Genomic DNA, 26,823 nt, shown 5'->3' on the forward strand with positions numbered 1-26,823 from the left:
CACCCGTACCGTTCATGAACTCTATGAACGCAAACGTGACCTCCGTCACCTCCGGGCCCATAGTCAGAGCGGCCCATCCCCCGGGGCCACCAGGACTGCACGGCAAGGGAGCCGCAGATGTCGATCACCGGAGCCGCCACGGCGGCGGGACCCAGACGCAAGGACCGGACCCACTACCTCTACATCGCCGTGATCGCCGCGGTGGCCGCGGGTGTGGCGGTCGGCCTGGCCGCCCCCGGTTTCGCCGTGGAGCTGAAGCCGGTCGGTACGGGCTTCGTCAACCTGATCAAGATGATGATCAGCCCGGTAATCTTCTGCACCATCGTCCTGGGCATCGGCTCGGTGACCAAGGCCGCCAAGGTCGGCAAGGTCGGCGGCCTCGCCATCGGCTACTTCCTCGCCATGTCGACCGTCGCGCTGGGCATCGGCATGGTCGTCGGCAACCTGCTCGAGCCCGGCGGCGGCCTGCACCTGACCGCCGCGCTCGCCAAGTCCGGCCACGCCCAGGCGGCCGCCGGCGGCGCCCAGTCGACCACCGACTTCCTGCTCGGGATGATCCCCGAGACCCTGTTCTCGGCCCTCACCCAGGGCAAGGTGCTCCAGACCCTGTTGGTCGCCCTGCTCGCCGGCTTCGCCCTCCAGGCGATGGGCACGGCCGGCGCGCCGGTCCTGCGCGGGATCGAGCACCTGCAGCGACTGGTCTTCCGGATCATGTCGATGATCATGTGGGTCGCGCCGATCGGCGCCTTCGGCGCCATGGCCGCCGTGGTGGGAGCCACCGGCACCGCCGCGCTGAAGAGCCTGGCCGTCATCATGATCGGCTTCTACGTCACCTGCGCGCTGTTCGTCGTCGTGGTGCTGGGCACGCTGCTGCGCCTGGTCGCCGGGGTCAACGTGTTCTCGCTGCTGAAGTACCTCGGCCGCGAGTTCCTGCTGATCCTCTCCACCTCCTCCTCCGAGAGCGCGCTGCCCCGCCTGATCGCCAAGATGGAGCACCTGGGCGTCAGCCGCCCGGTCGTCGGCATCACCGTGCCGACCGGCTACAGCTTCAACCTCGACGGCACCGCCATCTACCTGACCATGGCCTCGATCTTCATCTCCGAGGCGATGGACAAGCCGATGTCGCTCGGCGAGCAGCTCTCGCTGCTGGTCTTCATGGTGATCGCGAGCAAGGGCGCGGCCGGGGTCACCGGGGCCGGACTGGCCACCCTCGCGGGCGGGCTGCAGTCGCACAAGCCCGCGCTGGTGGACGGGGTCGGCCTGATCGTCGGCATCGACCGCTTCATGTCGGAGGCCCGCGCCCTCACCAACTTCGCGGGCAACGCCGTCGCGACCGTCCTGATCGGGCACTGGACCGGCGAGCTCGACACCGAGCGCTCCCGGCGGGTGCTGGCCGGCGAGCTGCCGTTCGACGAGCAGACGCTGGTCGACGTCCACGGCGCGCCCGCCGGCCCGGCCACCGCGGCGGACGGCTCGGCGGCTGCCACCCCCGAGGCCGTTCCCGCCCAGGGCGCCGCTCCCGCCGGCGTCTGAGCCCGGCAGCGGCCCTCACACTCCCCCGACCCGGCGCCTCCACCAACCCCGGAAACGGCGCCGGGCCGGGGGTTTCGTCTTCCCCGGACCGGGGGTTTCGTCTTTCCCGGGCCGGGGGTTTCGTCTTTCCCGGGCCGGGGCCTCGTCGCTCCCGGGCCGGTCGGTCAGCCCGGACGGGCCTCCCGACTCGCTCGTCACAGCTCCTGCGAGCCGCTGACCACCCAGGCCACCCCGCTGGCCGGGTCCTCCAGCGCGACGTGCAGATGGTGCAGCCCGGCCGACGGCTCCTGCCAGGTGAAGCAGCGCATCCGGACCACCAGCGCGTTCACCTCGGCGCGGTCCACTCCGCGCGTCCCGGCCGTCCCGGCTGCCCTTTCCCGAGTGCCCACCCCGTCCGTCCTGTCCGCACCGTCCATCGCAGCCATCGCGGCCAGCGCCCGCCACAGCGCCAGCCGCCCGTGCGCGCAGCCCTGCTCCCGCCCCACGGCGGCGGCCCGCACCAGCGCCGGATAGGCGAGCGGGAACGGCAGGTACCCGCCGACCACCCGACGGTCGCGAGCGAGCAGGGCGGCCGCCGCCGGGGCCGGACCGCGGACGCAGGCCGTCGCCGCCCACGGCACCAGTGCCCCCAGCCCGGCCAGCGCCCGGGCGACCCGCGGCCCGTCCGGGCGTCCGGCCGACTCCGCCGCCGGTGGCAGTTCCACCTCACCCAGGCCCTCCCGGCTGGCGGGCAGGGTCAGCAGCGCGCTGCGCGCACCCCCGCCGGGCAGGTACTCGCGCACCCGGGCCGCCTCGTCCCAGCCCGACGCCTCCCACGGCTCCAGGCGCAACGGCACGCCCTCGGGGTCGGGCTCGGGCCCGTACGGCCCGGAGCCGCACGGCTCGGACCCGTGCGACTCGGACCGGTACGGCTCGGACCCGTGCGAGAGGTCCTCGCCGAGCAGTGCCCGGGTGTGCGCGACCAGCCGTCGCACCGGGGCCGGGCCCAGCAGCGGGGCCAGCCGCGACCAGGAGTGCCTGGTCGCCAGCACCTCCCAGAGCGGGCCGGCGTCGTGGTCGGCCACCCCGGCCGCCGTCCCCGCGCCGCCGTCCCCGTCGAACAGCCGGACGGCCAGCTCGGGCGGCGCCGCATAGGCGATCAGGTGGCCGAGCGGTGCCGTCAGCACGGCCGCGGCCTCCTCACCGGCCTCGACCACGGCGGCCGCCCGGCCCTGCCGGTAGGAGGCGAGCAACTCGGGCCAGCGGCCGTCCTCGGCCAGTGCGCGCAGGCGGCCGTCCTCGTGCGTGGTCACGATTCGCAGGGTACGGGCCAGGGCGCCGCATCAGTTTGACTTGCCGTCAGCCCGGTGCGTCGGAGCGGCGATCGCACACCCGTCCCGGCCACCTCGGCCGCGCTCGCGTCCGCGCCCGCGGGTGCGTTCCCGGTCGCCCTGCCGGTCGCGTTCCCGGTCACGTTCCTGCTGGAGGATCGCGCGCAGCCGGCCGTGGGCGCGGCGCCGGGTGACGGCGAGCGTGCTGCGGTGCAGCCCGAGCAGTTCGGCGGCCTCGTCGATGCTGTAGCCGTCGAGGTCCACCAGCACCACCGCGCGGGCCTGCTTGACGGTCAGGAAGCCCAACAGGCGCAGCACCTCCCAGCGCGCCTGCGACTCGGCCATCCCGCCGACCCAGGAGTCGGCGGCGCTCCGGTCCCGCTCGCCGACGTCGCCCGCCTCCGGAACCTCGGGCATCGGCACCCGCCGGCGCTCCCGGCGCCACTGGTCGCGCAGGATGTTCACCATCGTGGTGAACGCGTAGGCGTACGGCTGCGGATGACCGAGGAAGCGCTCCGGCCGGCGGGCGATCCGGAGGTACGCGTCGTGGACGACGTCTCCCGCTCCGACCGGGCCGCCGGCGAGGGAGGCCGCCGCCTGCTGGAGCCTGGGCAGCAGATCCGTGAACACCCGGTTGAACTCTGCCGATTGACCACTGCTCCCGCCCGGAGCGCAGTCCGCTTCCCGTCCGCCGCCCGCATTCCGACCACTGCAATCCGCCATGCCGCTCTCCCCGGAAATCGGCACCCCGAGCACCAGGCCGGCCCTGGCGACGGAGCACCGTAGGCCAACCGGATGACTTGTGACACAGGTCACATCATAGTTCGTCGTTTCACTGTGCGCAGTCAATCGTGTGCAACATGTCACCGACCGCGCGGGAGGCGGGAGTTCACCTCCCGGCGGACATCCGGGCGGGCGGGGCGCCCCGCCCGACGAGAACCCCTCAGCAAGGAGAACCACCGTGCGAGGCTGCATCGCCAGGAAGTTCGCCATGTTCGGACTGGCGGCCACGGCCGCCCTCGGCGCACTCGGGACCACCACCCTGCCGGCCGCCGCGGCGACGGTCCGGATCCAGACCACGACCCCCGACGCCATCCCGGCCTGGAACACCGTCGCGACCGACACCTACCGCTGCGTCATCACCGGCAACTACGGCTGGCGCTGGGAGGGCCGCTGCAACGTCTATTCCGGACGACTGCGCACCATCACGTACTGCGCCGACGGCTCGTACAGCACCGGCCTGTGGATCGGCGCACGACCGGAGCCCTGGGCGGTCTGGGGCAACTGCCCCGGGTCCACCTGGACGCGGGTCGTGTTCCAGTGGCACAGCTGAACCGCTGACACCCTCGGCGGCACGGCCGGAGCGCCCCCGACCGAACGCGGACGACCGATCGACCGACCGACGACGATCGACGGCGGACGATCGACAGCGGACAGACGACGGATAACAGATGACAGCTGACAGATTTCGAAATCTGTCAGCTGTCATCTGTTATCCGTCCGCCGCACACTGTCCGCCCGTCGGTGCCTCGGCCCGCCCGCCCGCCTCAGCCCACCGGTGAGGCGTCCGCGAGCAGCCTGGCGGCGTGCACCCGGCCCGCGTGCTCGACCAGGTTGACCAACACCTCCTTGCCCGAGGCCCGGTGGCGCGCGTCGCACAGCAGCACGGGTGTGCCCGCGTCCAGGTCCAGTGCGCGGGCGACCTCCTCCGGACCGAACTCCCGTGTCCCGGCGAAACGGTTCACCGCGACCACGAAGGGAATTCCCCGGTGTTCGAAGAAGTCGACGGCCGGGAAGCAGTCCGTCAGCCGGCGGGTGTCGGCGAGCACCACCGCACCGAGCGCCCCCTGGGCCAGCTCGTCCCAGAGGAACCAGAACCGGTCCTGCCCCGGGGTGCCGAACAGGTAGACCGCCAGCCCCTCGCGGATGGTGATCCGGCCGAAGTCCATCGCGACCGTGGTGGTGGACTTCCGCTCCACGCCGTCCAGGTCGTCCACCTCGCGCCCGGCCTCGGTCAGCCGTTCCTCGGTGCGCAGCGGCCGGATCTCACTGACCGCGCCGACCAGTGTCGTCTTCCCCACCCCGAATCCCCCCGCCACCAGGATCTTGAGCGCGAGCACCGTGCCGTCGGGATCCTCGGCGTCGAACGGATCCGGTCCGTCGTACGGCGCGGACGGCGCGGACGGGGCGGACGGGTGGTCAGAGTGCGCGGAGTCCACGGATGACCTCCTGGAGGATGCGCTCGTCGGGGAGCAGGGCGGGCGGGACGGGGCGGCGGACCCGGATGAGCCCGGCCGCCAGCAGGTCGCCGAGCAGCACCCGCACGACGCCCACCGGCAGGTCGAGGTCGGCGGCCAGCTCGGCCACGGACAGCGGGGTCCCCCGGCACAGCGCGAGGATCCGCGCCTGTTCAGGTCCGACCGGCGGCTCGGGCGCGTCCGGCATGAGCACCGGGTCGGGCAACTCGGTGACCACCACGGCGATCAGGTCGAACTGCTGCTCCCCGGCCCCGGTGCGCCCCCGGGTCATCGCGTACGGGCGGACCACCGGCCCGGCGTCGTCGTCGTACCAGCGGGCCCGGTGGGCGGCGGCGAGCGGATTGCGGGGGTGCCCGTCGGGTTCGGCCCTCGGATGCTCCGGATGTCGCCCCCGGTACGGGCGGGGCACCGGACTCACCGGCCGCCCACCGCCCGGGGCGGGGCGCTCAGGTGCTCGCCGACCCGGCGGACCAGTCTGGCCATCTCGTAGGCGATCAGGCCGAGGTCGGCCCGGGCGGTGGCGAACACGGCGAGGCAGGTGCCCTCCCCGGCCGCCGCGACCAGCAGGTAGCCGCCCTCCAACTCGACCATGGTCTGGCGGACTTCGCCCGCGCCGAAGTGTCGGCCGGCGCCCTTGGCCAGGCTGTGGAAGCCGGAGGCGACGGCCGCCAGATGCTCCCCGTCCTCGCGGGCCAGGCCGGCCGAGGTGCCCATGGCCAGGCCGTCGGCGGAGAGCATCACGGCGAAGCGGAGTTCGGGGGCGCGCTGGACCAGCTCGTCGAGGAGCCAGTTCAGCTCCCCCGCGCGGTGGGTGGTGGCGATCACGGACGCTCTCCTTCGGGTCGGGACGGGTGTCGGGGGTGGCGTGCCCGCGGCGGCTGCGGAGGGTCGGCGGGTTGCCCGTCCGGCCGGCCCTCCGGGTACAGGCCGCGCGCCCATCCGTTCTGGAAGGCGGACATCGCCGCCCGCGCCTCCTCGGGGCTGCGGGCCGCGGCGCCGAGGCCGTCGCCGGCTCCGGGATCGGCCGAGGAGGCGGCAGCCGTACGGCGGCCGCGCGCGGTCGGGCGGGCCGGGGCCTCGCGCAGCTGCGGCGCGAGGCTCGCCTGGCGGGTCCGGCGCGGCAGCTCGGCGGGGCCCGGGTCGGCTGGGTGACCGTCCGGTACGTGGCCGCTCGCAGGTCGAGCCTCCGGTCGCCGGGCTTCCGGTCGGTGATCGTCGAGTCGGTGATCGTCCGGCCGGTGGCCGCCCGGTCGGTGGCGCTCCGATCGCTGGCCGCCCGGTCGTTGGCCGCCCGGGCGCCGGTCCTCCGGCCTGGCGTCACCCGCGCCGCCGGGCCCGGGTACCGGTTCGGCCTGGGGTTCCGTACGGTACGGCTCCGCGCCGTACGGCTGCGGCGGTCCGGACTGCGGACGGGCGGTCGCACCCGCACCCCCGCCCGCAGCCGGACCGGCCACCCGGGCGCCGTCGGCCCGGAAGGGGGTGCGGCGCACCGGCCCGGGGTCACTGCCCCGGACGCCGAACGCCAGCAGAGCCCCACCCTCCGGCGGTGGCCCACCCACCGCCGGAAACCCGTCGCCGGTCCTGCCCTGCAGGTGCTCCCGGCGCCTCGGACCGCCGCTCGGGCCGCCGCTCGACGCGTTGCCCATGGCGCTGCCCGGATCGCCCGTCGCCCCCTCCCCGCGGGCGTGCACCGCCGTGAACTCCCGTTCCGGGAGACCGGCCTGTGCCCACTCGGCAGGCAGCGGCCCCACCGGCGCCTCCCCGGCCGCCGCACCGCCCGACGCCGCCGCGGACGGCAGGGGCGCCACCGGCTCGACGTCGTGTCGCACGTCCTCCGCCTCCATCGCCTCCGCCGCCGCCTCGTCGGCCAGCAGCGTGGTCGGCAGCAGGACCACCGCGGTGGTACCGCCGTACGCGGAGGTCACCAGCGAGACCTTGACGTCCTGCCGCCGGGCGAGCCGGCTGACCACGAACAGTCCGAGCCGGTCGCTGTCGAAGAGGTCGCTCTGCTCGGCGGCGGCGATCCGGCGGTTGGCCGAGGCCAGCACCTCCGGGCCCATGCCGAGGCCGCGGTCCTCGATCTCCAACGCGAAGCCGTTGCCGACCCGTTCGCCCCGGATGTGCACCCGGGTGTGCGGCGGGGAGAACCCGGTGGCGTTCTCGACCAGTTCGGCCACCAGGTGGGTGAGGTCGGCGACGGCGTGGCCGACCACGGCGGCGCGCGGCAGCGGGTGGACCTCGACCCGGGCGTACTCCTCGACCTCCGAGACGGCCGCGCGCACCACGTCCACCAGCGGGACGGGTCGGCGCCAGCCACGGCCGGGAGCGGCCCCGGAGAGGATGATCAGGCCCTCGGCGTGGCGGCGCATCCGGGTGGTGAGGTGGTCCAGCCGGAACAGGTCGGCCAGCTCGGACGGGTCGTCGGTGCGGCGCTCCATCGCGTCCAGCAAGGTGAGTTGGCGGTGCACCAGGACCTGGCTGCGGCGCGCGAGGTTGACGAACACCCCGGAGACGCCGGAGAGCACCTCGGCCCGCTCGACCGCCGCCGTGACGGCCGCCCGCTGGACGGTGCCCAGCGCCCGGTGCACCTGGCCGATCTCGTCGTCCCGCCCCACCGGCCGGGGCGCCTCGGCCTCGATGTCCACCTCCTCCCCCGCGCGCAACTTCCGCATGGTCGCCGGGAGTTTGCGCCCCGCCAGCTCAAGTGCCGAATTGCGCAGGCCGATCAGCTCGGTGACCAGCCCCCGACCGATCTGCACCGAGATCACCAGCGAGGCCACCACGCCGACCAGGCCGAGCAGCACGGCCATCCCGGCCGGGGTGAACAGGCCCAGGGCGTAAGGGTCCTGGCGCTCGGCGGCGACCCGTCCGGCCCGGTCCTCGACGGTCCGCAGGGCGCCGGCCACGTTGCCCGCGACCATCGCCCAGCGGTCGGCCGGCACCGCGGCGACCGCGGTCCGCCCGTCGGCGGCCGTCCGCACCCTGTCCTCGTACCCGGCCAGCTCGCGGTGGTCCTGGCCACCGGTGACGGCGAGCAGCGACTCCCGGTCGGCGGGGCGCAGGTCTGCGGCGGCACCCCGCTCGAACTCCCGCCGGGCGAAGGCCGCGCCGGAGAACTCCCGCAGTTGGTCGTCACCGAGCCCGCCGGACAACTGGGCGGCGCGCAGCAGCGCGTCCTCGCGGGCGAGCAGCTCACGGGAGCGGGCCAGCTCCAGCAGCACCCGGGCGTCGGCGGCCACCTGGCGGTCCTGGAAGGGCGCGACGGCGCCGGCGGCGGCGAGCGCCCGGTCCACCGCCTCGCCGTACGCGGCGTACGCCTCGGGCCAGCCGACGCTCCTGGCCAGGACCCGGTCGCGCAGGACGGGCAGGGCTGCGAGCGAGCTGCCGAGGGCGTCCAGCCTGGCCGCCGCCTCGCCGCCCAGGCCCTGGGCGTCGGCGCGGTTGTAGCCCCGGTCGGGGCGGTGGGCGTCCGGGAACAGCGGGGTGAGCGCCCGGTCGGTGGCCGCCGCCGCCTCGCGCAGGGCGCTCTCCCGGACGGCGGTGGGGGCTGTCGCCGGGGCCGCCAGCAGCTGACCGACGGCGGTGCGTTCCGCCTGCAGCCCCGCGACCGTCTCGGCGACGGGGGCGAGCAGCGTGCGCTGGGCGTCGCGCTGGCGCATCAGGCCCCAGACGCCCTGGGCGGTGGTGACGGTGGCGAACCCCCACAGCGCGATGACGGAGACGACCGGGACCATCAGCAGCGCGATGATCCGGGCGCGGACGCTCCGGGGGCGCAGCCCGCGCAGCCACGGGCCGGGGCGCGGCGGACGGGCGGGCGGCCCGGCATGGGCACCCCGGCGGGTACCGGGGGCGGTACCGCGGTCTTCTCGCATGGGTGAGGAGCCTTTCGGGCGGGGAGAGCGGGAACGCGGGAAAGCGGAGGGCGTGCGGCTCATGCGGCATGGAGGACGCGCCGCGGCGGATGCGCGGCTCAGGCGGCGCGCTGCCCGGCCCCCGCCTCGGCCGGGGCCGGCCCGTGCGGGGCCGGCCCGTGCGGGGCGGGCCCGGGGTGCGGGGGCTCGCCGGGGTACTCGCCGATGGACGGCTCGCCGGCCGCCCGATAGCCGGCCCGCTCCTGGGCGGTCGGCGAGAGCGCCACGAAGGCGGAGGCGAGGAAGAGGAAGGAGCCGAGGCCGACGGCGAGCGGGAAGACGAACTCCATCGGGCTGACTCCGCCGAGTTCCGTGCGGGTCGGCTCCAGCCGGACGTGGACGGCGGCCATGCCGGTGTAGTGCATGCAGCTGACGGCGAGGCCCATGGCCATCGCGGCGGCCGCGGCCGCGTACACGTTGCGGATGGTGACGGCGGACCAGAGCGCGGCGGTGGCGGCACCGACGGCGACCAGTACGGAGAGCGCGACCGTTCCGGGGTCGTAGTGCAGTCCGCCGTGCATCCGGAGGGCGGCCATGCCCAGGTAGTGCATCGCGGCCACGCCGAGGCCGGTGGTGACGCCGCCGGAGAGCAGGGACAGGCCGCGGTGCCGGCCGTAGCAGACCACGGTCAGGCCGAGGCCGGTGACCAGCACCGCGACCACGAGGCTGAGGAGGGTCAGCGGCACGTTGTAGCGCAGCTCGGTGCCGTCGACGGTGAAGCCGAACATGGCGACGAAGTGCATGGTCCAGATGCCGGAGCCGATCGCGGCGGCGGCCGTGACCAGCCAGTTCCGCCGGGCCGGGCCGCTCGCGGTGAGGCCGCGCAGCGTGCAGCGCAGCCCGAGGGCGGCGCCGGCGCAGGCCATCAGGTACGAGAGGGCGGGGGTCAGCCAGCCGAGGCTGAGATTGTTGAGGGTGCCCATGGGACCTCCGGTCGACCGGTCGGGCCCGGGGGCGGTACGCGGTGCGCCCGGGCTCCCCTGGCCGGGCGGACTGCACGCGAATGGCATATGCCAGCCGCATGTGCGCTTCCGGTCCGGGGTGCGTGGGACGCTACCGAGAGGCCGGAATCGGTCAGACAAAGATCTGAAAAGCTGCCCGTGGCACACGGGTGGTGTGTTCGAATGGCCCGGTCGTGTACCCAGCGGACGGTCGACGAGCGCGCGGCGGACGACGTACGGACGACAGCGGACAACCGACAGCGGACAGATGACAGAGTTTGAAATCTGTCATCTGTCCGCTGACCCCCGTCGACTGTCACCTGTCAGCTGTCGCCCGCCAACCGCAAGCCGCCCGTCAGGCGCCCGTCAGCCGCCCGGCGTCACCCGGATCCGCATCGGGCTCGCCGCCCGCAGCGTGATCCCCTGCGCCAGCGCCACCCGCCGGTCCACCGCCTCCAGCTCGAAGTCCCGCAGCAGCACTCCCAGGGCCAGCACGGCCTCCAGCATCGAGAAGTGCTGACCGATGCAGGCCCGCGGCCCACCGCCGAACGGGAACCAGGCGTACCGGTGCCGCGCCCGCTCCGCCTCCGGCAGGAAGCGGTCCGGGTCGAACCGCTCCGGCTCCTCCCAGTGGTCCGGGTGCCGGTGGGTGACCAGCGGCGCGACGACCACCTGCGCCCCCGCCGGGATCACGTACCCGTCGATGACGGTCTCCTCGACCGCCCGCCGCCCGCCCAGGGCCGCCGACGGGTAGAGGCGCATCGCCTCCTTCAACACCCGGGTGATGTACGGCAGCGCGTCCAGGTCCGCCGCCGTCGGCGCCCGCCCGGCCAGGACGGTCCGCGCCTCCTCCCGGGCGAGCCGCCGCTGTTCGGGGTGGATCGCCAGCAGGTGCAGCGCGAAGGCCAGCGCGGTGGCCGTGGTCTCGTGCCCGGCGAGCAGGAACACCAGGACCTGGTCGCGGAGTTCGGCCGGGTCGAGCCGCGCGCCGTCGTCGTCGCGGGCCCGCCCGAGCAGGGTGAGCAGGTCGTCCGCGTCCTCGTCGTCGCCGCGCGCGGCCCGTTCGGCGATGATCCGGTCGCAGACCCCGTACAGCGCCCGCTGGGCCTCGGTGCCGCGCCGGTTGGCCGGGGTCGGCCAGGTGCGCGGAAGGCGGACCGGGGCGTAGCCGCGCTCCTTCACGTACTCGCCGAGCACCGGGAAGCTGTGGTGCACCACCGCGATCGCCTCCTCCACGTCGGCGCCGAAGAGGATGCGCGCGACCGCCCGCAGCGCGAACCGGGACGTCTCCTCCGCCGCGTCCACCACCCCGTCGGGCGCCGCCCGCCAGCGCTCGACGAGCGACTGCGCCTCCTGCGCCAGCGCGTCCGCGTAGCCGTCCACCCGGCGCCGTGTGAACAGCGGTTGTATCATGCGCCGTTGACGCTGGTAGTCGGCGTCCTGGCTGGTCAGCAGCCCGTTGCCGACGCTGGTGCGCAGCTCGTCGTAGAAGGAGCTCTCCTTGCGGAAGTTGGCCGCGTCGCCGGCCAGCACCTGGCGGACGCCCTCCGGCGAGAACACCCCGTAGAAGTCGGCCCGCAGCCCGGGCGGCCCGGCCTGGAAGCGCACCACGTCGCCGTGTTCGCGGTGGGCCGCGAGGTAGCTGCGCAGCGGGCGACGGGTGAGGTCGAACAGCGATCCGACCAGACGGTTCCCGGACGGTACGGGTATCGCGGAGGTGGGGGCGGGCACGAGCCCGGGGGCGCGCACGGGGATGACGTCGGTGGCCATCGGCACTCCTTCTGTACAGGGATGCGCCCGCCGTCTCTCCCGACGGGCAGTCAGCACCGAGAGGAGCCGCGCCCGGACCCGCCCGACCGGGCTGATCCGCCCGGTCGGATCCGGACCCGTCTCACTCGTATTCGGTGCCCCCCTTGCGGGTCAGGTAAGCGTCACTGACCACTTTGGCGATCGCCCGCCCGCCGAGCACCGGGCTCCACCGCTCGGTGACCGGCCGCACCACCACGCCCTCGCGCAGGTGCAGTTGACGTCCGGAAACGGTCTCCTTGCCCCGGGCGAACCCGAGCACGGTTTCCGGGTCGAACGGCCCGCGCCACAGCTCCGGAGCCAACGGCAGCTCCCCGGGCAGGAGTTCGACCGCCGACAGCCAGTTCAGCTGTCCGTCGATCAGGGCCGACACGTCGAAGGCCGCGTAGCCGGGGCGCTCGGTGCGCGCCGAGGCGCCGTAGCCCAGGTCCTGCACCCCCTCACCGAAGACCTCGCCGAAGATGCCGACCCGCTCGGCCCCGAGGCGCTCGGCCAGCCGCGCCGCCACCTCCGGGATGCCGTACGCCCGCACCGCCCGCCAGTACAGGTTGCGCTCGTCCTCGGCCAGCGCCAGCCCCTGCGCGCCGATGCCCTTGGAGGACACCTGCACCTCGCCGGTGGCGGCGAAGTACGTGACCAGGCAGCAACTGCCGTGCAGCTTCTCGGTCAGCACCACGGGCTCGCCCGGCGCGAAGGCGTCGGGGTAGCGCTTGAGGTTCTCGATGTCCACCCAGGGCAGCAGGTCCGGCGCGCTGACCACGTCGCCGCTCATCGACGTCGGCACCGGCGGCTGCCACTTGACGATCCCGAGCAGCTCGGCGAAGTCCTCGCCGCGCTCGGCCGCGGCGGCCAGGTCGGAGCCGGCCAGCGCGGCGGGCCGGCAGACGATGCCCTGGGACAGCTCGCCGCGCAGCCGTACCGCCTTCACCCGGTTCGCCCGGCTGCCGGCCAGCTTGCCGGTCAGCCCCAGCTCGTCGATCAACCCCTCGGGGAGGACGGCCTGTTCGGGGATGTAGACGGCGTGGTCCCCGGTCCGGTACGCACCCTTCGCGACCACCGCGCGGTAGAGGCCGACCTGGGCGAGTTCCAGGGCATCGGCGTTCGGGTGCTCCAGGATGACCAGCTTCTCGGCGGTGACGTGCAGCGTGGACACGGACGGACTCCTCCCCTTGGTTCGGCCGCGGCGGCGCCTCCGACCGACCCCGGCCGCGTGTACGGACGACGACCACTGTGACCGCCCGGCCGTCCACGGCGCGACACAATTTCCGCGCGCCCCTTCCGGCGCACGCACGCCGGGCACGCACGCCGGGTACGCACGATCCCGGACGCGCCGTTCCACGGCAGTCCGAGGGCCGCCACCCGGCTGTCACCGGCCGCCACCCGCCGCCATCGGCCTCCGCCGTGCGAACCGACAGGGGGTTCATCGCTCGCATCTGCGGCACTATGATCGCCGTAATGGCCGCACCTGCGATCAGGACTCCGCGCCCCTTCCGGCGCGCACCCTGGAGGGGAAGCACCGATGAGCACCCGCACGCCGACCACCCGCAGACTCGCCGTCGCCACCGCCGCGGCCCTCGCCCTCGGCCTCGGGGTCACCGCCTGCGGCAGCGGCGGCGGCACGTCCTCCGGTTCCACGGCCTCGTCGAGCACCTCCCCGAACTCCGCCGCGGACGCGGGCGGCGCGGGCGGCGGCGTCCCGAAGGCCTCCGGCACCGTCACGGTCTTCGCCGCCGCCTCGCTCAAGGAGACCTTCACCGAGCTCGGCCGGAAGTTCGAGGCCGCCAACCCGGGCAGCAAGGTCACCTTCAACTTCGGCGGCAGCTCCAGCCTCGCCACCAGCATCAACTCCGGTGCCCCGGCTGACGTTTTCGCCGCCGCCAGCCCCGCCACCATGAAGACCGTGAGCGACGCGGGCGGTGCGAGCGGACAGCCCACGACCTTCGTGAGGAACACCCTCACCATCGCCGTCCCCAAGGGCAACCCCAAGCACGTCGCGGGCCTCAAGGACCTCACCGCCTCCGGCGTGAAGGTCGCCCTGTGCGCGAAGGAGGTGCCGTGCGGCGCCGCCGCCCAGACCGCGCTCAAGGCCGCCGGTGTCGACCTCACCCCGGTCACCCTGGAGCAGGACGTCAAGGGCGCGCTCACCAAGGTCGAACTCGGCGAGGTCGACGCGTCCCTGGTGTACCGGACCGACGTGCAGGCCGATGCTGCGAAGATCGACGGCGTGGACTTCCCCGAGGCCGACAAGGCCGTGAACGACTACCCGATCGCCGCGCTCGCCAAGGCGCCGAACAAGAACGGCGCCGCCGCCTTCGTCGCGTACGTCCGGTCGCCCGAGGCCAGGCAGGTGCTGACCGCGGCGGGCTTCCAGGCCCCGTGAACGAACGCACCGCCGGCTCCGGGGCGAACAACCGCCGGGGCCGGGACCAGCAGGCCCGCACCGTCGGCGGCGGCCCGGCAGGACCCGCGCAGGCCCTGCCGGGCGGCCACCCGCGAGGCCGCCGCCCCCGAAGCCGTCCGCGGAGCCGTCCGCGAAGCCGCCCCCACAACCGCCGCCCGCGCACGCAGCGCGTCCCGGTCGCACTGCTGCTCCCGGCTCTGCTCGGACTGGCCTTCCTGACCCTGCCGCTGGTCGGCCTGCTGATCCGGGCGCCCTGGAGCAGCCTGTCCGAGCAGCTCACCAGCGCCGCGGTCTGGGAGGCGCTGCGCCTGTCGTTGATCAGCGCGACCGCGGCCACCGCGGTGTCGCTGGTCCTCGGCGTCCCGCTGGCCTGGCTGCTCGCCCGCACCGAGTTGCCCGGCCGGCGGGTGATCCGGGCGCTGGTCACCCTGCCGCTGGTGCTGCCGCCGGTGGTCGGGGGCGTGGCACTGCTGCTGGTGCTCGGGCGGCGCGGCATCGTCGGCTCCTGGCTGGACTCGGCCTTCGGCATCACCCTGCCGTTCACCACCACCGGGGTCGTGATCGCCGAGGCGTTCGTGGCGATGCCGTTCCTGGTGATCAGCGTCGAGGGCGCGCTGCGGGCCGCCGATCCCCGCTACGAGGAGGCCGCCGCGACCCTGGGCGCCTCCCGACTGACCGCGTTCCGGCGGGTCACCCTGCCGCTGATCGCCCCGGGGATCGCCGCCGGGGCCGTCCTCGCCTGGGCCCGGGCGCTCGGCGAGTTCGGCGCGACGATCACCTTCGCGGGCAACTTCCCGGGCCGCACCCAGACCATGCCGCTGGCCGTCTACCTGGCCATGGAGTCCGACCCCCAGGCGGCGATCGCGCTGTCCCTGGTGCTGCTGGTGGTCTCCGTGGCCGTCCTGGTCGGCCTGCGCGACCGCTGGCTGTCGACGCCGTGACCCCGCCCAGACCGGAGACACCGGAGACACCGCCCGCACCGGAGACAGCGACCACACCGGAACACTTCGAACGCCCTGGACACTTCCAACGCCCTGGACACTCCGGACACCTGGACGCCGCACCGATGAGCACCGCCAGCCGCCCCGGCCCCGCCCTGGACGCCCGTCTGAGGGTCGAGCGCCCCGGGTTCACCCTCGACCTCGACCTCACCGCCGCCCCCGGCGAGGTGGTGGCACTGCTCGGCCCCAACGGCGCCGGCAAGTCCACCGCCCTGCGCGCCCTCGCCGGACTGCTCCCGCTCACCGGCGGCCACCTGCGCCTGGACGGTCACGTCCTGGAGGACCCGGCGCAACGCGCGCACACCCCCGCCGAGGAGCGGCCGGTCGGCGTGGTCTTCCAGGACTACCTGCTGTTCCCGCACCTCAGCGCGCTCGACAACGTCGCCTTCGGCCCGCGCTGCCAGGGCCGCCCCAAGCGCGAGGCGCGGGCCGAGGCGGCGGCCTGGCTGGAGCGGATGGGCCTGGCCGACCACGCCTCGGTCCGCCCCGGCCGGCTCTCCGGCGGCCAGGCCCAGCGGGTGGCGCTCGCCCGCGCCCTCGCCGTACGCCCCCGGCTGCTCCTGCTGGACGAGCCGCTGGCCGCCCTGGACGCCCGCACCCGGCTCGACGTACGGTCCCAGCTGCGGCGCCACCTGGCCGAGTTCGAGGCGGTGGCGGTGCTGGTGACGCACGACCCGCTGGACGCCATGGTGCTGGCCGACCGGCTCGTGGTGATCGAGGACGGGCGGGAGGTGCAGTCCGGCAGCCCGGCGGAGGTCGCCCGGCGTCCGCGCACCGACTACATCGCCCGGCTGGTCGGCCTGAACCTGTACCAGGGCCGGGCCGACGGCACCCGGGTCACGCTCCCGGACGGCACGGTCCTGGCCACCACCGAGGAGCTGGACGGCCCGGCCTTCGTGGCCTTCCCGCCCTCCGCCGTGACGCTGTACCGGGAGCGCCCGCAGGCCAGCGCCCGCAACCTGTGGAAGGCCGAGGTCACCGGGCTGGACCTGCACGGCGACCAGGTCCGCGCCGAACTCGCCGGCGACCTGCCGCTGGCCGCCGACCTCACCCCGGCCGCCGTCGCGGAGCTGGAGCTGGCGCCCGGCGTCGCGGTCTGGGCCTCGGTCAAGGCGACCCAGACCCACGCCTACCCGGCCTGACAGCCCACCGCCGGAACGGCTCCGGCAGGGCCGCTCCGACGGGACCGCTTCGACGGGCCGCCCCGACGGGATCGAGCCGGCGGGCCGCTCCGACGGGATCGTTCCGGCAGCGTCACTCCGCCGGTTCGACGAACCCCGACTCGTACGCCGCGATCACCGCCTGGGTGCGGTCCCGCGCGCCCAGCTTCGCCAGCACGCTGCTGACGTGCGTCTTCACCGTCTGTACGCCGAGGAACAGCTGCTCGGCGATCTCCCCGTTGCTGAGGCCACGCGCGACCAGCCGCAGCACCTCCGCCTCGCGCTCGGTCAGCGCCGCCCGCTCCATGGCCGCCCGGGCGGTCGGGTTGCCGTGCCCGGCCGCCAACCGGCGGATCGCGGCCGGGAACAGCAGCGACTCGCCCGCCGCCACCAGCCGCACCGCCTGGGCGATCTCGGCCGGGCGGGTGCGCTTGAGCAGGAAGCCGTCGGCGCCCGCGCGCAGCGCCTGGTAGACGTAGTCGTCGTTCTCGAAGGTGGTCACGACCAGGATCCTCGGAGGACGCTCCCCCGGTGCGCCGGGGTGCAGCAGTTCGCGGGTGGCTGCCAGGCCGTCCAGCACCGGCATCCGGACGTCCATCAGCACCACGTGCGGGCGCAGCGCGCGGGCGAGGGCGACCGCTTCGGCACCGTCGGACGCCTCGCCGACCACCCGCAGGTCCCCCTGCGCCTCCAGGACGGCCCGCAGGCCGGCCCGGACCAGTTCCTCGTCGTCGGCGAGCAGGATGTCCGTCATCCCGGCGGCTCCTCCGGCCGCACCCCGGGTCACAAGATCGTTCGTCACGAGCCCAAGCGTAGGGGCAGCCGGACGGTCAGCACCCATCCCCCGTTCCCCTCCTGCGCCTCGGCCGCCCCCGGCCCCGTCCCCTGCACCATCCCCGCCCCCGGCCCCGGCACCGGTCCCGGTGCCACTTCCCGCGCTGGTCCCGCCGTCGCCTCTCCGCCGAGCAGGGTGGCACGCTCGCGGATGCCGCGCAGTCCCTTGCCACCCTTGCGCGTTGCGCCCCTGCCCGCGCCGTAGGCCGTCGGCCGATCCGCCCCGGCCGGTGAACGACCGTTTCCGGGTGGCCGGTTGGCGCAACACAGCTCCAACTGGCCGTCCCGTACGGCGATCCGGATGTCGATCGGCTCGCCGGGAGCGTACTTGAGCGCATTGGTGACTCCCTCCTGGACGATCCGGTACGACTCGCGGGAGAGCACTCCGGGCAGGGTGCCGGAAGGCACCTCGATCCGCGCCTCCACCGGGCTGCCGGCCGCCCGGGCGGTGTCGAACAGCGCGGGCAGCTGGTCGATCCCGGGCTGTTCGGTGGCCGCGCCGTTCGCTCCGGCCGGGGTCTCGCGCAGCAGCACGAGGGTGCGTTCGAGGTCCTCCATGGCCTGTCGGCCGGTCTCCTCGATGACTTCGAGTGCCTTGGCGACGAAGGCCGGATCCCCGACCTCGCGCGCCGCTCCCGCCTGAAGGACCGTCACCGTCAGGGCGTGGCCGATCGAGTCGTGCAGCTCCCGGGCCAGCCGGTTGCGCTCCAGCAGCCGTTCGGCGCGCAGTTCCGCCTCGACCAGGCGCTCCGCCGGTGACGGGCCCAACAGTCTGACTGCCATGGCGAGTTGGAGGCGGCCTGCGTACACCAGGAACCAGCCGAGGCCGAGTGCCGCCAACGGCGTGAACGGGAGGTACCAGAGGGCGTCCGGACCGGTCAGCCGCTCGAAGGCCCCGGCGATCCCGAAGACCACCGGGAACCCGACCGCCGAACCGAGCGCGACCCGCCCGATCAGCCAGCCGGCCGTGCGCCGCCGGTCGACCCAGGAGCGGGAGGGCTCGGTGGCGATGTCCTCCTCGCGGTCGGGCACCAGCAGCAGCCGGGCCTGCACCCCCTCGGCCCGGCGCGCCGCCGGGATGAGCGCGGCGAGCGCGAGCAGCACGACGTCCGTCGAGATGCTCGCCATCAGGATCTCGCCGACATCCTTGTGGTACGTCCCCGGATAGACCATCAGCACGACGCCCGCGAAGATCCACCCGACCAGCAGGTGCAGCAGTCGTGCGTACGTGGTGCCGGCCACCAGGGGCGCGACGAGCCTCGGCACCGCGCTTCCCGGCGCAGTGCTCCCGGACACCGCGCTCTTCAGCGCTGCGATCTTGGACATCGGGCCATCCTGTCAGGCCGCCCCGGGCTCCCGGTTCCCGCGCCGGTCTCCGGCCGGCTCCCTCTCGGGAGGGAGGCGGCTCCCCGCCCCGGCGGGATCCGCCGCACCGGCCCGCTCCGGTCGAATGGAGCCACCGCCCGGGGCCGACCACAGCGAGCCCCGGCGGAGACCGACGACAAGGCGAGACGAGACGAGGGGAGCGGGCCGTGATCGAGATCCAGGGCCTCACCAAGGAGTACGACGGCCGGCGCGTCGTCGACGACCTGACCTTCGAGGTCCGGCCCGGTGTGGTGACCGGCTTCCTCGGCCCGAACGGCGCCGGCAAGAGCACCACCATGCGCCTGATCCTCGGCCTCGACCGGCCGACCGCCGGACACGCCCTGGTCGGCGGCCGGCCGTACGTCGAACTCCCCGACCCGCTGCGGACGGTCGGGGCGCTGCTGGACGCCCAGGCGCTGCACGGCGGCCGGACCGCGCACGGCCACCTGCGCTGGCTCGCCGCGAGCAACGGCCTGCCGGCCCGCCGGGTCGACGAGGTGCTCGGCCGGGTCGGCCTGGCGGACGCCGCCGGGCGGCGGATCCGGGGCTTCTCGCTCGGCATGCGCCAGCGCCTGGGGGTCGCCGCCGCGCTGCTCGGCGACCCGCCGGTACTGCTGCTGGACGAGCCCGTGAACGGCCTGGACCCGGAGGGCATCCGCTGGATCCGCACCCTGCTGCGCGGCTTGGCCACCGAGGGCCGGGCGGTGCTGGTCTCCTCCCACCTGATGACCGAAATGGCGCTCACCGCCGACCACTTGGTGGTGATCGGGCGCGGCCGACTGCTCGCCGACGCCGCCACCTCGGAGTTCATCGACCGCCACGGCCGGACCGGACCAGGGTCCGCGCCGTCGACCCGACCAAGCTCGCCGCCCTGCTCGGCGACCCCGGCCACGGCCTCGACGCCACCGAAGTCGGCGACGGTGCCTGGGAGGTGAGCGGCACCGAACCCGAGCGGATCGCCGCGCTCGCCGCCGCCGGCGGCGTGGTGCTGTACGAGATCGCCGTTCAACAGGACTCCCTGGAGGAGGCGTTCATGCGGATGACCGCCGACAGCGTCGAGTACCGCGCGGAGGCTGCCGCGTGAACGCGCCCACCCCTGCCGGGACTTCTGCCACCAGGGCTCCTGCCACCAACGCCCTGCGCGCCGAGTGGATCAAGCTCGCCACCCTCCGGTCGCTCTGGATCACCCCCCTGCTCGCCCTGGTGCTCACGGCGGGCGTCACCACCGCCGTCGGCGCGGCCCTCGGCGACAAGGACCACAACCTCACCGACGACCCCGGCGTCGGCATCTTCTACGGCCTCAACTTCGGCCAGGCGGCACTGACCTGCTTCGGCATCCTGCTGATCGGCCAGGAGTTCAACACCCGCATGATCGACGTGTCGTTCACCGCCGTACCGAGGCGGGGCCGTTTGTACGGCGCCAAGCTCGCGCTCGGCGCACTCGTCGGACTCGCGGTCGGCGCCGTCGGGACGGCGGGCGCCTTCGCCGGGTACGCGGCCACCGTTCCCGCCGAATGGGACGGGCCCGCCTTCGTCCGCACCGCCGTGGCCGGGGTGCTCTACCAGACGCTGCTGGTGGTGCTCTGCCTCGGGACGGCCGCCCTGCTGGGCAATCTCACCGCCGCCATGGGACTGCTGGTCCCGTCCCTCTTCCTGCTCTCACCGCTGCTCAGCGGTGTGCCCGGGGTGCGGAAGGTGGTTCAGTTCCTGCCCGACCGGGCCGGCCAGTACGCCCTGCGGTACGCCGACGACCCGGCGGTCGCCTACGGCCACTGGACCGGACTGCTGATCATGGCGCTCTGGACAGCCCTGGCGGCGTACGGCGGGCTGCGGGCACTGCGAAGCGCCAAGTGAACCCGAGCGAAAGGGACATGGGAGATCGGACATGGGAGATCAGACATGGGAGACCGGAGTTGGGAGCGGCAATGAGCACGATGACCGACGCCGTACGCGCCGAACGGGTCAAGTTCACCACCCTGCCCTCGCAGTGGGCGGCCCCGCTGGTCGCGCTCGCGCTGACCGTCGGGGTCACGGCGGCCGTCAACGCCGCCTACGGGGCGAAGGACCACACGCCCGGTGAGGACCCGGCCGGCGGGATCTTCTACGGGCTGCTGTTCGGCCACGTCGCGGTGGCCTGCCTCGGGATCCTGCTGATCGGGCAGGAGTTCAACACCCGCATGATCGGCACCTCGCTCACCGCCGTCCCCCGGCGCGGTCGGCTGTACGGCGCCAAGCTCGCGCTCGGCGCCGGGCTGGGCCTGCTGCTCGGGCTGGTGTCGACGGCGGGCTCGTTCCTGGCCGTCGGCACCACCGTCGGCCTGGACCTCTCCACCCCGGGCCTGACCCGCAGTTTCCTCGCCGGGGTGCTGTACCACCCGATGATGGTGCTGCTCTGCCTCGGGCTGACCGCGATGCTGGGCAACTTCAGCGCCGCACTCGGCCTGCTGACCCCGATGGTGTTCCTGGGCACCACCTGGTTGGCCGCCATCCCCGGCGTCCGCGAGCTGGGCCAGTTCCTGCCCGACCGGGCCGGCCTGTACGCGACCCGCACCCAACCCGAGCCGGGCGTCCACTACGGCCACTGGACCGGACTGCTGATCATGGCGCTCTGGACGGCCCTGGCGGTCTACGGCGGGCTGCGGGCGATGCAGCGCTACGAGCGGAGCTGACGACCGACGAGGAACGGCGAACGGATGACAGCTGACAGATTTCGAAATCTGTCAGCTGTCATCCGTTATCTGTTATCTGTTCGCTGCCATCTGTTCGCTGCCATCTGTTCGCCGTCAGCCCTCGGCCGACGCCACCCCGCCACTCCGTCACCGCAGTGCCGGGTGGTCCGCGATCACCGTGCAGCTGCCCGGAGCGATCTCGGTGAAGCCCGCGTCCTGGACCACCGGCAGCCCGCTGCGCACAAGGTCCTCCCACGCCTCCGCCGCGGCCGTCCGGACCGCGAGCGCGAACCCGGCCTCGGCCCACTCCTTGCGCTGTGCCTCGTCGAGCCGCCACCACGCGAGCTGGGCGGCGTGCCCGGTCTGCGCCATCGTCTTGCCCGCGCTCATCTCCAGCTCGGGGTTGAGCCACAGCACCGGCAGCCCCGGCTCGGGTGCCCCGACCTCGGCCGTCTCCTCCAGGTCCGTCCCGGACACCTGGAGCTTGGCGAGTTCCTTCGGCCAGCCGTCCAGCGGGATCGGCGGGAACACCCGCACCTCGGCCTCCCGCCCCCGCACCGTGAGGCCAGGCAGCTCACCCGCCCGACGCCACTCACCGCCCCGGGCCCGCCGGACCACCTTGCGGATCCGGGCGTCCTCCCAGGCGGCGACCCGCTCCGCCCACTCGCCGTCCGCCTCGGTCACCCGGGGGTCGGCGAGCAGGGTGAGCACCGCCCGCGCCGAGGTCTCCAGCGCGTCCGTCCGGCCCGGCGGAGTCGCCCGCTCCACCCGGACGACCAGCGGCAGCACGTACTGCGGCCGCTCGTCGCGTTCCTCGCGCGACGGGGTGTCGCCGGGCTCCGCCGCCGGGGCGGGGGCCGTGGGCAGGGACGGGGAAACCGGAGACGAAGGAGCCGGGGCCGGAGCGGCGGAAGTCGGGGCGTCGGAAGGAGAAGTCACCCGTCCAGGATGCCAGCCCCGCCCCGACCGACTCGGCCCGCCCCGTTCACCTCGACGGTTCGCCTCGACGGCGAGCCCCCCGGCACTCGCCGTCCGAACCGCCGCACCACCACACCACCGCACCGCCGCACCGCCGCACCGCCACCGCGACGCCCGGTCAGCGCCGGTAGCCGCGCTGCGGGTCCCGCTCCTCCGCGTCCTCGTACATCAGGAACCAGCCCTCCGGGTGGGTGGCCGCCAGCAGCAGCTCCGTGCGCTGCTCCGCCGCGAGCTCCGGATCGCCGTCGTCCGGCCCGTAGACGCCGAACAGCTCGTCGTGGCAGCCGTCCCAGTCGTAGTCGTACAGGTCGGCCGGGAGGTCGCCCATCATGTCCGCCACCGACTCGGGCTGCGCGCCGAGCAGGGCCCGGGCGTCCACCAGCGCCATCCGCAGCGCTATATCCTCGGCCAGGCAGCGCGGCAGCGGCCACTCGCCGAGCGCGAGGTCGTCGGCGAGGTCGTCGAAGGCCCGGGCCATCGCGCGGCGCCAGCCCCGGTGCATCCGCCAGGTGCGCTCGGGTAGCCGGGAGAAGACCGTCCAGTCCGTGTCGTCGCCGTCGGAGACCGCCTCGTCCCCGTGCTCGTCGAAGTCGTCGTACGCGGCGTCGGCCAGACCGATCAGCTGGGCGTGGAGCAGGCAGGCGGTGCGCGGGGTGAGCGTCCAGTCCGCGCCCGCGCCGCCGTCCTCCTCGTCGCCCTCCAGCGGGAACAGGTCCGCGAAGTCGGGGGTGAAGTCCTCCGTGACGCTGATCTCCAGCGTGCCGCCGAGCGCCTCGACCCCGGGGATGGCGGCCACCAGCCGGTCCGGGTGCAGCAGCGCACCGAGCGCCGCGTTGGCGTCCTCGGCCACCTCGCGCAGCAGTTCGCGGCGCTGGCCGGCCGGGTCGATGCCCTCGAAGTCCAGCTCCTCGACGGCCCTGATCGCGGCCGCGCGCAGGGCCGGCCAGTCGGTGATCCGAAGGCCCAGCACCACCGTCGCCTCGATCTCCTGCGCGCCGGAGTCCTCCGCCGCGCCCGGCCCCTGTGGATGATCGCTTCGCTCGCCCATGGGGCTAACGGTACGGCCTTTCGGGCGCCCGATCACGGGTCCGGACCAGCTTCCGGAAGCCTTCTCGGCCACCGCCCGGCCCCGCCTCGGTCACTCGGACGCACGAACTGGCAGGATGCGTCCCATGGCTGACATCAACGAGTACGGCGGCGGGCAGGGCCCGAACGCGGACGTCCTGGTCGTGACCACCAACGACATCCCCGGTTTCCGGGTCGACCACGTGATCGGCGAGGTCTTCGGGCTGACCGTCCGCAGCCGCCACCTCGGCAGCCAGATCGGTGCCGGTCTGAAGTCGCTGATCGGCGGTGAGCTGCGCGGTCTGACGAAGACCCTGGTCGAGAGCCGCAACGAGGCGATGCAGCGGCTGGTCGAGCAGACCAAGGCGCGTGGCGGCAACGCCGTCCTGATGATGCGTTTCGACGTCACCGAGGCAGCCGATGTCGGCACCGAGGTCTGCGCCTACGGCACCGCCGCGGTGATCTCCCCGGTCTCCTGACGCCCCTCCGGCCCGGTTCGGACGGTCTCCGACCCGGTTCGGACGGCCTTCGGCCCGATTCGCGGGAACACCCGCCGGTCCCCCGATGTTTCACGGGCGTGACTGTTTACGGTGCAACTAACGGTGTTCCGCAACGCGTGGACGTCCTGGTGGTGGGCGCCGGGCAGGCGGGCCTGTCCGCCGCCCACCACCTGCGCCGTCGCGGCTTCGCCCCGTACCGGACGGGCGTCGACGGCGGCTTCGTCGTCCTCGACGCCAACCCCGTACCGGGCGGTGCCTGGGCGCACCGCTCGCCGTCCCTGCGGATGGCCACCGTGCACGGCGTCCACGACCTCCCGGACGCCGAACTCCCGCAGCCGGACCCCGAGGCCCCCGCCCGCGAGGTGGTGCCGGAGTACTTCGCGGCGTACGAGGCCCGGCACGCGCTCCCGGTCGTACGCCCGGTCGTGGTGCGTGCCGTACGGGCGGAGTCCGAGCGCCCGGACTCCCGGCTGCTGGTCGAGACCGACCACGGCACCTGGTCCACCCGTGCGCTGATCAACGCCACCGGCACCTGGACCCGCCCCTTCCTCCCGCACTACCCCGGCCACTTCGCGGGCCGTCAGCTGCACTACGCCGAGTACCGCGGCCCCGAGGAGTTCACGGGCAAGCGCGTGCTGGTGGTGGGCGGCGGGGCCTCGGCGATCCAGGTGCTGTCGGAGGTGGCCGCGGTCGGCGAGACGGTCTGGGTCACCCGCTCCGAACCCGTCTACCACGACGGACCGTTCACTCCCGAGTACGGGCGCGCGGTGGTCGCCAAGGTGGAGGAACGGGTCCGGCAGGGCCTGCCGGTGCGCAGCGTGGTGAGCGTGACCGGGCTCGGCCCGTCCGTCGCCTACCGGCGCGCCGAGGAGCTGGGCGCGCTGCACCGCCGGCCGATGTTCGACCGCCTGACCGAGCACGGGGTCGCCTGGGGCGACGAGGAGCTGGCGGTGGACGCGATCGTCTGGGCGACCGGTTTCCGGCCCGAGATCGGGCACCTCGCCCCGCTCGGGCTGCGCTCCCCCGGCGGCGGCATCGCGCTCACCGGTACCCGCGCCACCGCCGACCCCCGCGTCCACCTGGTCGGTTTCGGTCCTTCCGCCAGCACCGTCGGCGCCAACCGGGCCGGGCGCGCGGCGGTCAACGACCTGGTCAGGCTCCTCGGGAACCCGGCCCTCGGTGCTCCGGCGCTCGGTGGCGCGATGACGGAGCCCGCCGCCGTCTGAGGCTCAGCGGTCGTAGTCGACGGTCACCCGGTCGGTGAGCGGGCGGGCCTGGCAGGTGAGGACGTAGCCGGCGGCCAGTTCCTTCTCCTCCAGCGCGAAGTTGCGGCGCATCTCCACCTCGCCCTCGGTGACCAGGGCGCGGCAGGTGCCGCAGACCCCGCCCTTGCAGGCGAACGGCAGGTCGGGGCGGGAGCGCTGGGCGCCGTCCAGGATCGAGCGGTCGCGCGGGAGGCAGAGCGTGCTGCCGCGGCCGTCGAGGACGACGGTGACCTCGCTCTGCGGGCCCGAGGCGCCACCGGACGAGGCGTCCGTCCGGTCCCAGTCCTCGTCGCGTTCCGGGAGCGGCTCGTCCTCGGCGTGGAACAGCTCCTGGTGCACCCGCTCGCCCGGCACGTCCAGCTCCGCGAGCAGTTCCTTGGCGCCCGCGACCATGCCGAACGGGCCGCACAGCCACCAGTGCCCGACGCTGCCGACGTCCACCAGCGCCGCCAGCAGCGCGCGAACCCGCTCCGGGTCCAGCCGGCCGCTGAGCAGTTCGGCGTCCCTGGTCTCCCGGGAGAGTACGTGGACCAGCTGGAAGCGGCCGAGGTAGCGGTCCTTCAGGTCGGCCAGCTCGTCCGCGAACATCACGGTGTCGCTGCGCCGGTTGCCGTAGAGCAGGGTGACGGTGGAGTCGCGGTCGGCGGCCAGCACGGAGGCGGCGATCGACAGCATCGGGGTGATGCCGGAGCCGGCCGCGAGCAGCACGTGGTCGGCCGGGACGCCGAGTTCGGGGGTGAAGAGGCCGGACGGCGTCAGCACCTCGACCTCCTCGCCCGGCTTCGCCTCGCGCACCAGCCAACGCGAGAACAGCCCGCCGGGCACCTCCCGGACGGCGATCCGCAGCGGCCCGCCGACGGGGGCGCAGATCGAGTACGAGCGGCGCTCGTCGGTGCCGTCCGCCAGCTTGCGCAGGGTCAGGGTCTGCCCGGGGCGGAAGGCGTACTCCTGCGCCAGTCCGTCCGGCACCGCGAAGCTCACCGCGACGGCGTCCTCGCACAGCCGCTCGACCCGGTCGATCCGCAGCCGGTGGAAGGTCGGGCGGCGGGCGGGGCGGATGCCGGTCGCCCCGGTGTCCGCCCCGGTGTCCACGCCGGTGGCGGAGGCGGAAGCCGCAGTGGCGGAGGCCGGTCTGGCGGGGGTGGAGGCCGGGCCGGCGGAGGCGGCGGCCGAACCGGCGGTATTGGCGGACGCGGCGGCGGGGGAAGCGGCGGGCATTCAGATCTCCTTGACGCGTTCGAACGGCTCGCGGCAGGCCCGGCAGCGCCAGAGCGCCTTGCAGGCGGTGGAACCGAAGCGGGACAGCTCCTCCGTCGCGGTGCCACCGCAGTGCGGGCACGGCACGGGGGGCGGGGTCGCGGTTCCGGCGCGGGTCGGGCCGAGGGTGAGCGCCACCGGACCGGCCGTGGCGACGGCGGCGGTGGGGCGCGGCGGGGCGATGCCCGCCTCGGCGAGCTTGCGGCGGCCCTCGGCGGTGATCAGGTCGGTGGACCACGGCGGGTCCAGCCGCAACCGCACCCGGACGTCCGGGTACCCGGCCGCGCGCAGCCGGCGGTCCACGTCGGCGGCCATCTCGGCGACGGCGGGGCAGCCCGAGTAGGTCGGGGTCAGCCAGGCGGTCACCGTGCCGTCGGCACTGCCGCTGCCGCCGTCCACCTCGACCTCGGCCAGGACACCCAGGTCGGCCAGGGTCAGCATGGGCAGCTCCGGGTCCGGGACGGCCGCGGCGACCGCCCAGGCCAGGTCCCGGGTCGTCCTGCCCGTCGGGTTCGCGGCGCCCGTCGGGTCCGCGTTACCCGGTGGGGTCACGGCACCCGTCGGGTCCG

General features: G+C 74.5%; 26 protein-coding genes. 11 read left to right on the forward strand and 15 right to left on the reverse strand.

Annotated elements, in window-relative coordinates; all coding sequences use genetic code 11:
- Positions 1-117: 117 nt before the first annotated feature.
- Positions 118-1,533, forward strand: a complete 1,416-nt coding sequence (locus ACGF13_RS11020; protein WP_392871872.1) for a cation:dicarboxylate symporter family transporter — start codon at positions 118-120, stop codon at positions 1,531-1,533.
- A 194-nt stretch (positions 1,534-1,727) separates the two neighbouring features.
- On the opposite strand, the gene ACGF13_RS11025 is transcribed toward ACGF13_RS11020, so the two are convergent.
- Together ACGF13_RS11025 and ACGF13_RS11030 are read right to left on the reverse strand one after the other, a co-directional pair.
- Positions 1,728-2,825, reverse strand: coding sequence for a hypothetical protein (locus tag ACGF13_RS11025; protein ID WP_392871875.1), 1,098 nt, complete (start codon positions 2,823-2,825; stop codon positions 1,728-1,730).
- Between the two features lie 30 nt (positions 2,826-2,855).
- A complete protein-coding gene (locus ACGF13_RS11030; RefSeq protein ID WP_392871877.1) occupies positions 2,856-3,473 on the reverse strand; it encodes an RNA polymerase sigma factor in 618 nt (205 codons plus the stop codon).
- 331 nt (positions 3,474-3,804) lie between these two features.
- Here ACGF13_RS11030 and ACGF13_RS11035 point away from each other — a divergent pair, with 331 nt between their 5' ends.
- The gene (locus tag ACGF13_RS11035) at positions 3,805-4,176 is read left to right on the forward strand and encodes a hypothetical protein (RefSeq protein WP_392871880.1); all 372 of its coding nucleotides are present in this window, start codon (positions 3,805-3,807) and stop codon (positions 4,174-4,176) included.
- 214 nt (positions 4,177-4,390) lie between these two features.
- Here the strand turns inward: ACGF13_RS11035 and ACGF13_RS11040 are convergent, their stop codons facing one another.
- The 7 genes from ACGF13_RS11040 to ACGF13_RS11070 form a co-directional block, all read right to left on the reverse strand.
- Positions 4,391-4,963 (reverse strand): ATP/GTP-binding protein, encoded by a 573-nt coding sequence (locus ACGF13_RS11040; protein WP_392872748.1) that lies wholly within the window; start codon positions 4,961-4,963, stop codon positions 4,391-4,393.
- Between the two features lie 79 nt (positions 4,964-5,042).
- Complete coding sequence (locus tag ACGF13_RS11045) at positions 5,043-5,390, reverse strand: DUF742 domain-containing protein (protein WP_392872751.1); 348 nt, start codon at positions 5,388-5,390, stop codon at positions 5,043-5,045.
- Positions 5,391-5,515: 125 nt separating this feature from the next.
- Entirely contained in the window at positions 5,516-5,926 is a 411-nt protein-coding gene (locus tag ACGF13_RS11050; RefSeq protein ID WP_355257205.1) for a roadblock/LC7 domain-containing protein, read from the reverse strand.
- The gene (locus tag ACGF13_RS11055) at positions 5,923-8,973 is read right to left on the reverse strand and encodes a nitrate- and nitrite sensing domain-containing protein (RefSeq protein ID WP_392871883.1); all 3,051 of its coding nucleotides are present in this window, start codon (positions 8,971-8,973) and stop codon (positions 5,923-5,925) included. Before ACGF13_RS11055 ends, ACGF13_RS11050 begins: the two co-directional genes overlap by 4 nt.
- Positions 8,974-9,071: 98 nt before the next feature.
- Entirely contained in the window at positions 9,072-9,935 is an 864-nt protein-coding gene (locus ACGF13_RS11060; protein ID WP_392871886.1) for an MHYT domain-containing protein, read from the reverse strand.
- A gap of 384 nt (positions 9,936-10,319) precedes the next feature.
- A complete protein-coding gene (locus ACGF13_RS11065; protein ID WP_392871889.1) occupies positions 10,320-11,723 on the reverse strand; it encodes a cytochrome P450 in 1,404 nt (467 codons plus the stop codon).
- A 121-nt stretch (positions 11,724-11,844) separates the two neighbouring features.
- Entirely contained in the window at positions 11,845-12,912 is a 1,068-nt protein-coding gene (locus ACGF13_RS11070; RefSeq protein ID WP_392871892.1) for an RNA ligase (ATP), read from the reverse strand.
- A gap of 366 nt (positions 12,913-13,278) precedes the next feature.
- Between ACGF13_RS11070 and modA the strand changes: the two genes are divergently transcribed.
- The 3 genes from modA to ACGF13_RS11085 all read left to right on the forward strand — a co-directional run bounded on the left by modA (position 13,279) and on the right by ACGF13_RS11085 (position 16,303).
- Complete coding sequence (gene modA, locus ACGF13_RS11075; RefSeq protein ID WP_392871895.1) at positions 13,279-14,139, forward strand: molybdate ABC transporter substrate-binding protein; 861 nt, start codon at positions 13,279-13,281, stop codon at positions 14,137-14,139.
- Positions 14,140-14,234: 95 nt separating this feature from the next.
- Positions 14,235-15,101 (forward strand): ABC transporter permease, encoded by an 867-nt coding sequence (locus tag ACGF13_RS11080; RefSeq protein ID WP_392872754.1) that lies wholly within the window; start codon positions 14,235-14,237, stop codon positions 15,099-15,101.
- Positions 15,102-15,226: 125 nt separating this feature from the next.
- Complete coding sequence (locus ACGF13_RS11085) at positions 15,227-16,303, forward strand: ABC transporter ATP-binding protein (protein ID WP_392871898.1); 1,077 nt, start codon at positions 15,227-15,229, stop codon at positions 16,301-16,303.
- A 112-nt stretch (positions 16,304-16,415) separates the two neighbouring features.
- On the opposite strand, the gene ACGF13_RS11090 is transcribed toward ACGF13_RS11085, so the two are convergent.
- A complete protein-coding gene (locus ACGF13_RS11090) occupies positions 16,416-17,075 on the reverse strand; it encodes a response regulator (RefSeq protein WP_392872757.1) in 660 nt (219 codons plus the stop codon).
- Between the two features lie 44 nt (positions 17,076-17,119).
- Complete coding sequence (locus ACGF13_RS11095; protein WP_392871900.1) at positions 17,120-18,481, reverse strand: sensor histidine kinase; 1,362 nt, start codon at positions 18,479-18,481, stop codon at positions 17,120-17,122.
- Positions 18,482-18,687: 206 nt separating this feature from the next.
- Here ACGF13_RS11095 and ACGF13_RS11100 point away from each other — a divergent pair, with 206 nt between their 5' ends.
- The 4 genes from ACGF13_RS11100 (at position 18,688) to ACGF13_RS11115 (ending at position 21,189) form a co-directional block, all read left to right on the forward strand.
- Positions 18,688-19,455, forward strand: a complete 768-nt coding sequence (locus ACGF13_RS11100; RefSeq protein WP_392871903.1) for an ABC transporter ATP-binding protein — start codon at positions 18,688-18,690, stop codon at positions 19,453-19,455.
- The gene (locus tag ACGF13_RS11105) at positions 19,452-19,604 is read left to right on the forward strand and encodes a hypothetical protein (RefSeq protein ID WP_392871906.1); all 153 of its coding nucleotides are present in this window, start codon (positions 19,452-19,454) and stop codon (positions 19,602-19,604) included. Before ACGF13_RS11100 ends, ACGF13_RS11105 begins: the two co-directional genes overlap by 4 nt.
- Positions 19,601-20,374: a hypothetical protein gene (locus tag ACGF13_RS11110; RefSeq protein ID WP_392871909.1), complete on the forward strand. Its 774-nt coding sequence runs from the start codon at positions 19,601-19,603 to the stop codon at positions 20,372-20,374. Before ACGF13_RS11105 ends, ACGF13_RS11110 begins: the two co-directional genes overlap by 4 nt.
- A gap of 71 nt (positions 20,375-20,445) precedes the next feature.
- Positions 20,446-21,189 carry a hypothetical protein gene (locus ACGF13_RS11115; protein ID WP_392871912.1) on the forward strand — a complete coding sequence of 248 codons (744 nt, stop codon included), beginning with the start codon at positions 20,446-20,448 and terminating at the stop codon, positions 21,187-21,189.
- Positions 21,190-21,336: 147 nt separating this feature from the next.
- Here ACGF13_RS11115 and ACGF13_RS11120 read toward each other — a convergent pair whose 3' ends face one another.
- Together ACGF13_RS11120 and ACGF13_RS11125 are read right to left on the reverse strand one after the other, a co-directional pair.
- Positions 21,337-22,056, reverse strand: a complete 720-nt coding sequence (locus tag ACGF13_RS11120) for a peptidyl-tRNA hydrolase (protein WP_392872760.1) — start codon at positions 22,054-22,056, stop codon at positions 21,337-21,339.
- Between the two features lie 229 nt (positions 22,057-22,285).
- Entirely contained in the window at positions 22,286-23,215 is a 930-nt protein-coding gene (locus tag ACGF13_RS11125) for a hypothetical protein (protein ID WP_392871915.1), read from the reverse strand.
- A 124-nt stretch (positions 23,216-23,339) separates the two neighbouring features.
- Here ACGF13_RS11125 and ACGF13_RS11130 point away from each other — a divergent pair, with 124 nt between their 5' ends.
- Together ACGF13_RS11130 and ACGF13_RS11135 are read left to right on the forward strand one after the other, a co-directional pair.
- Entirely contained in the window at positions 23,340-23,711 is a 372-nt protein-coding gene (locus tag ACGF13_RS11130) for a YbjQ family protein (RefSeq protein ID WP_392871918.1), read from the forward strand.
- Positions 23,712-23,848: 137 nt separating this feature from the next.
- Positions 23,849-24,958 carry a flavin-containing monooxygenase gene (locus ACGF13_RS11135; RefSeq protein ID WP_392871921.1) on the forward strand — a complete coding sequence of 370 codons (1,110 nt, stop codon included), beginning with the start codon at positions 23,849-23,851 and terminating at the stop codon, positions 24,956-24,958.
- 3 nt (positions 24,959-24,961) lie between these two features.
- Here the strand turns inward: ACGF13_RS11135 and paaE are convergent, their stop codons facing one another.
- Together paaE and paaD are read right to left on the reverse strand one after the other, a co-directional pair.
- A complete protein-coding gene (gene paaE / locus ACGF13_RS11140; protein ID WP_392871924.1) occupies positions 24,962-26,215 on the reverse strand; it encodes a 1,2-phenylacetyl-CoA epoxidase subunit PaaE in 1,254 nt (417 codons plus the stop codon).
- On the reverse strand, positions 26,216-26,806 hold the full coding sequence (paaD, locus tag ACGF13_RS11145) for a 1,2-phenylacetyl-CoA epoxidase subunit PaaD (protein ID WP_392871927.1): 591 nt from the start codon (positions 26,804-26,806) through the stop codon (positions 26,216-26,218). It abuts the gene before it with no gap.
- Positions 26,807-26,823 lie beyond the last annotated feature (17 nt).

The sequence above is a fragment of the Kitasatospora sp. NPDC048286 genome (assembly GCF_043201735.1).
GTDB lineage: Bacteria > Actinomycetota > Actinomycetes > Streptomycetales > Streptomycetaceae > Kitasatospora.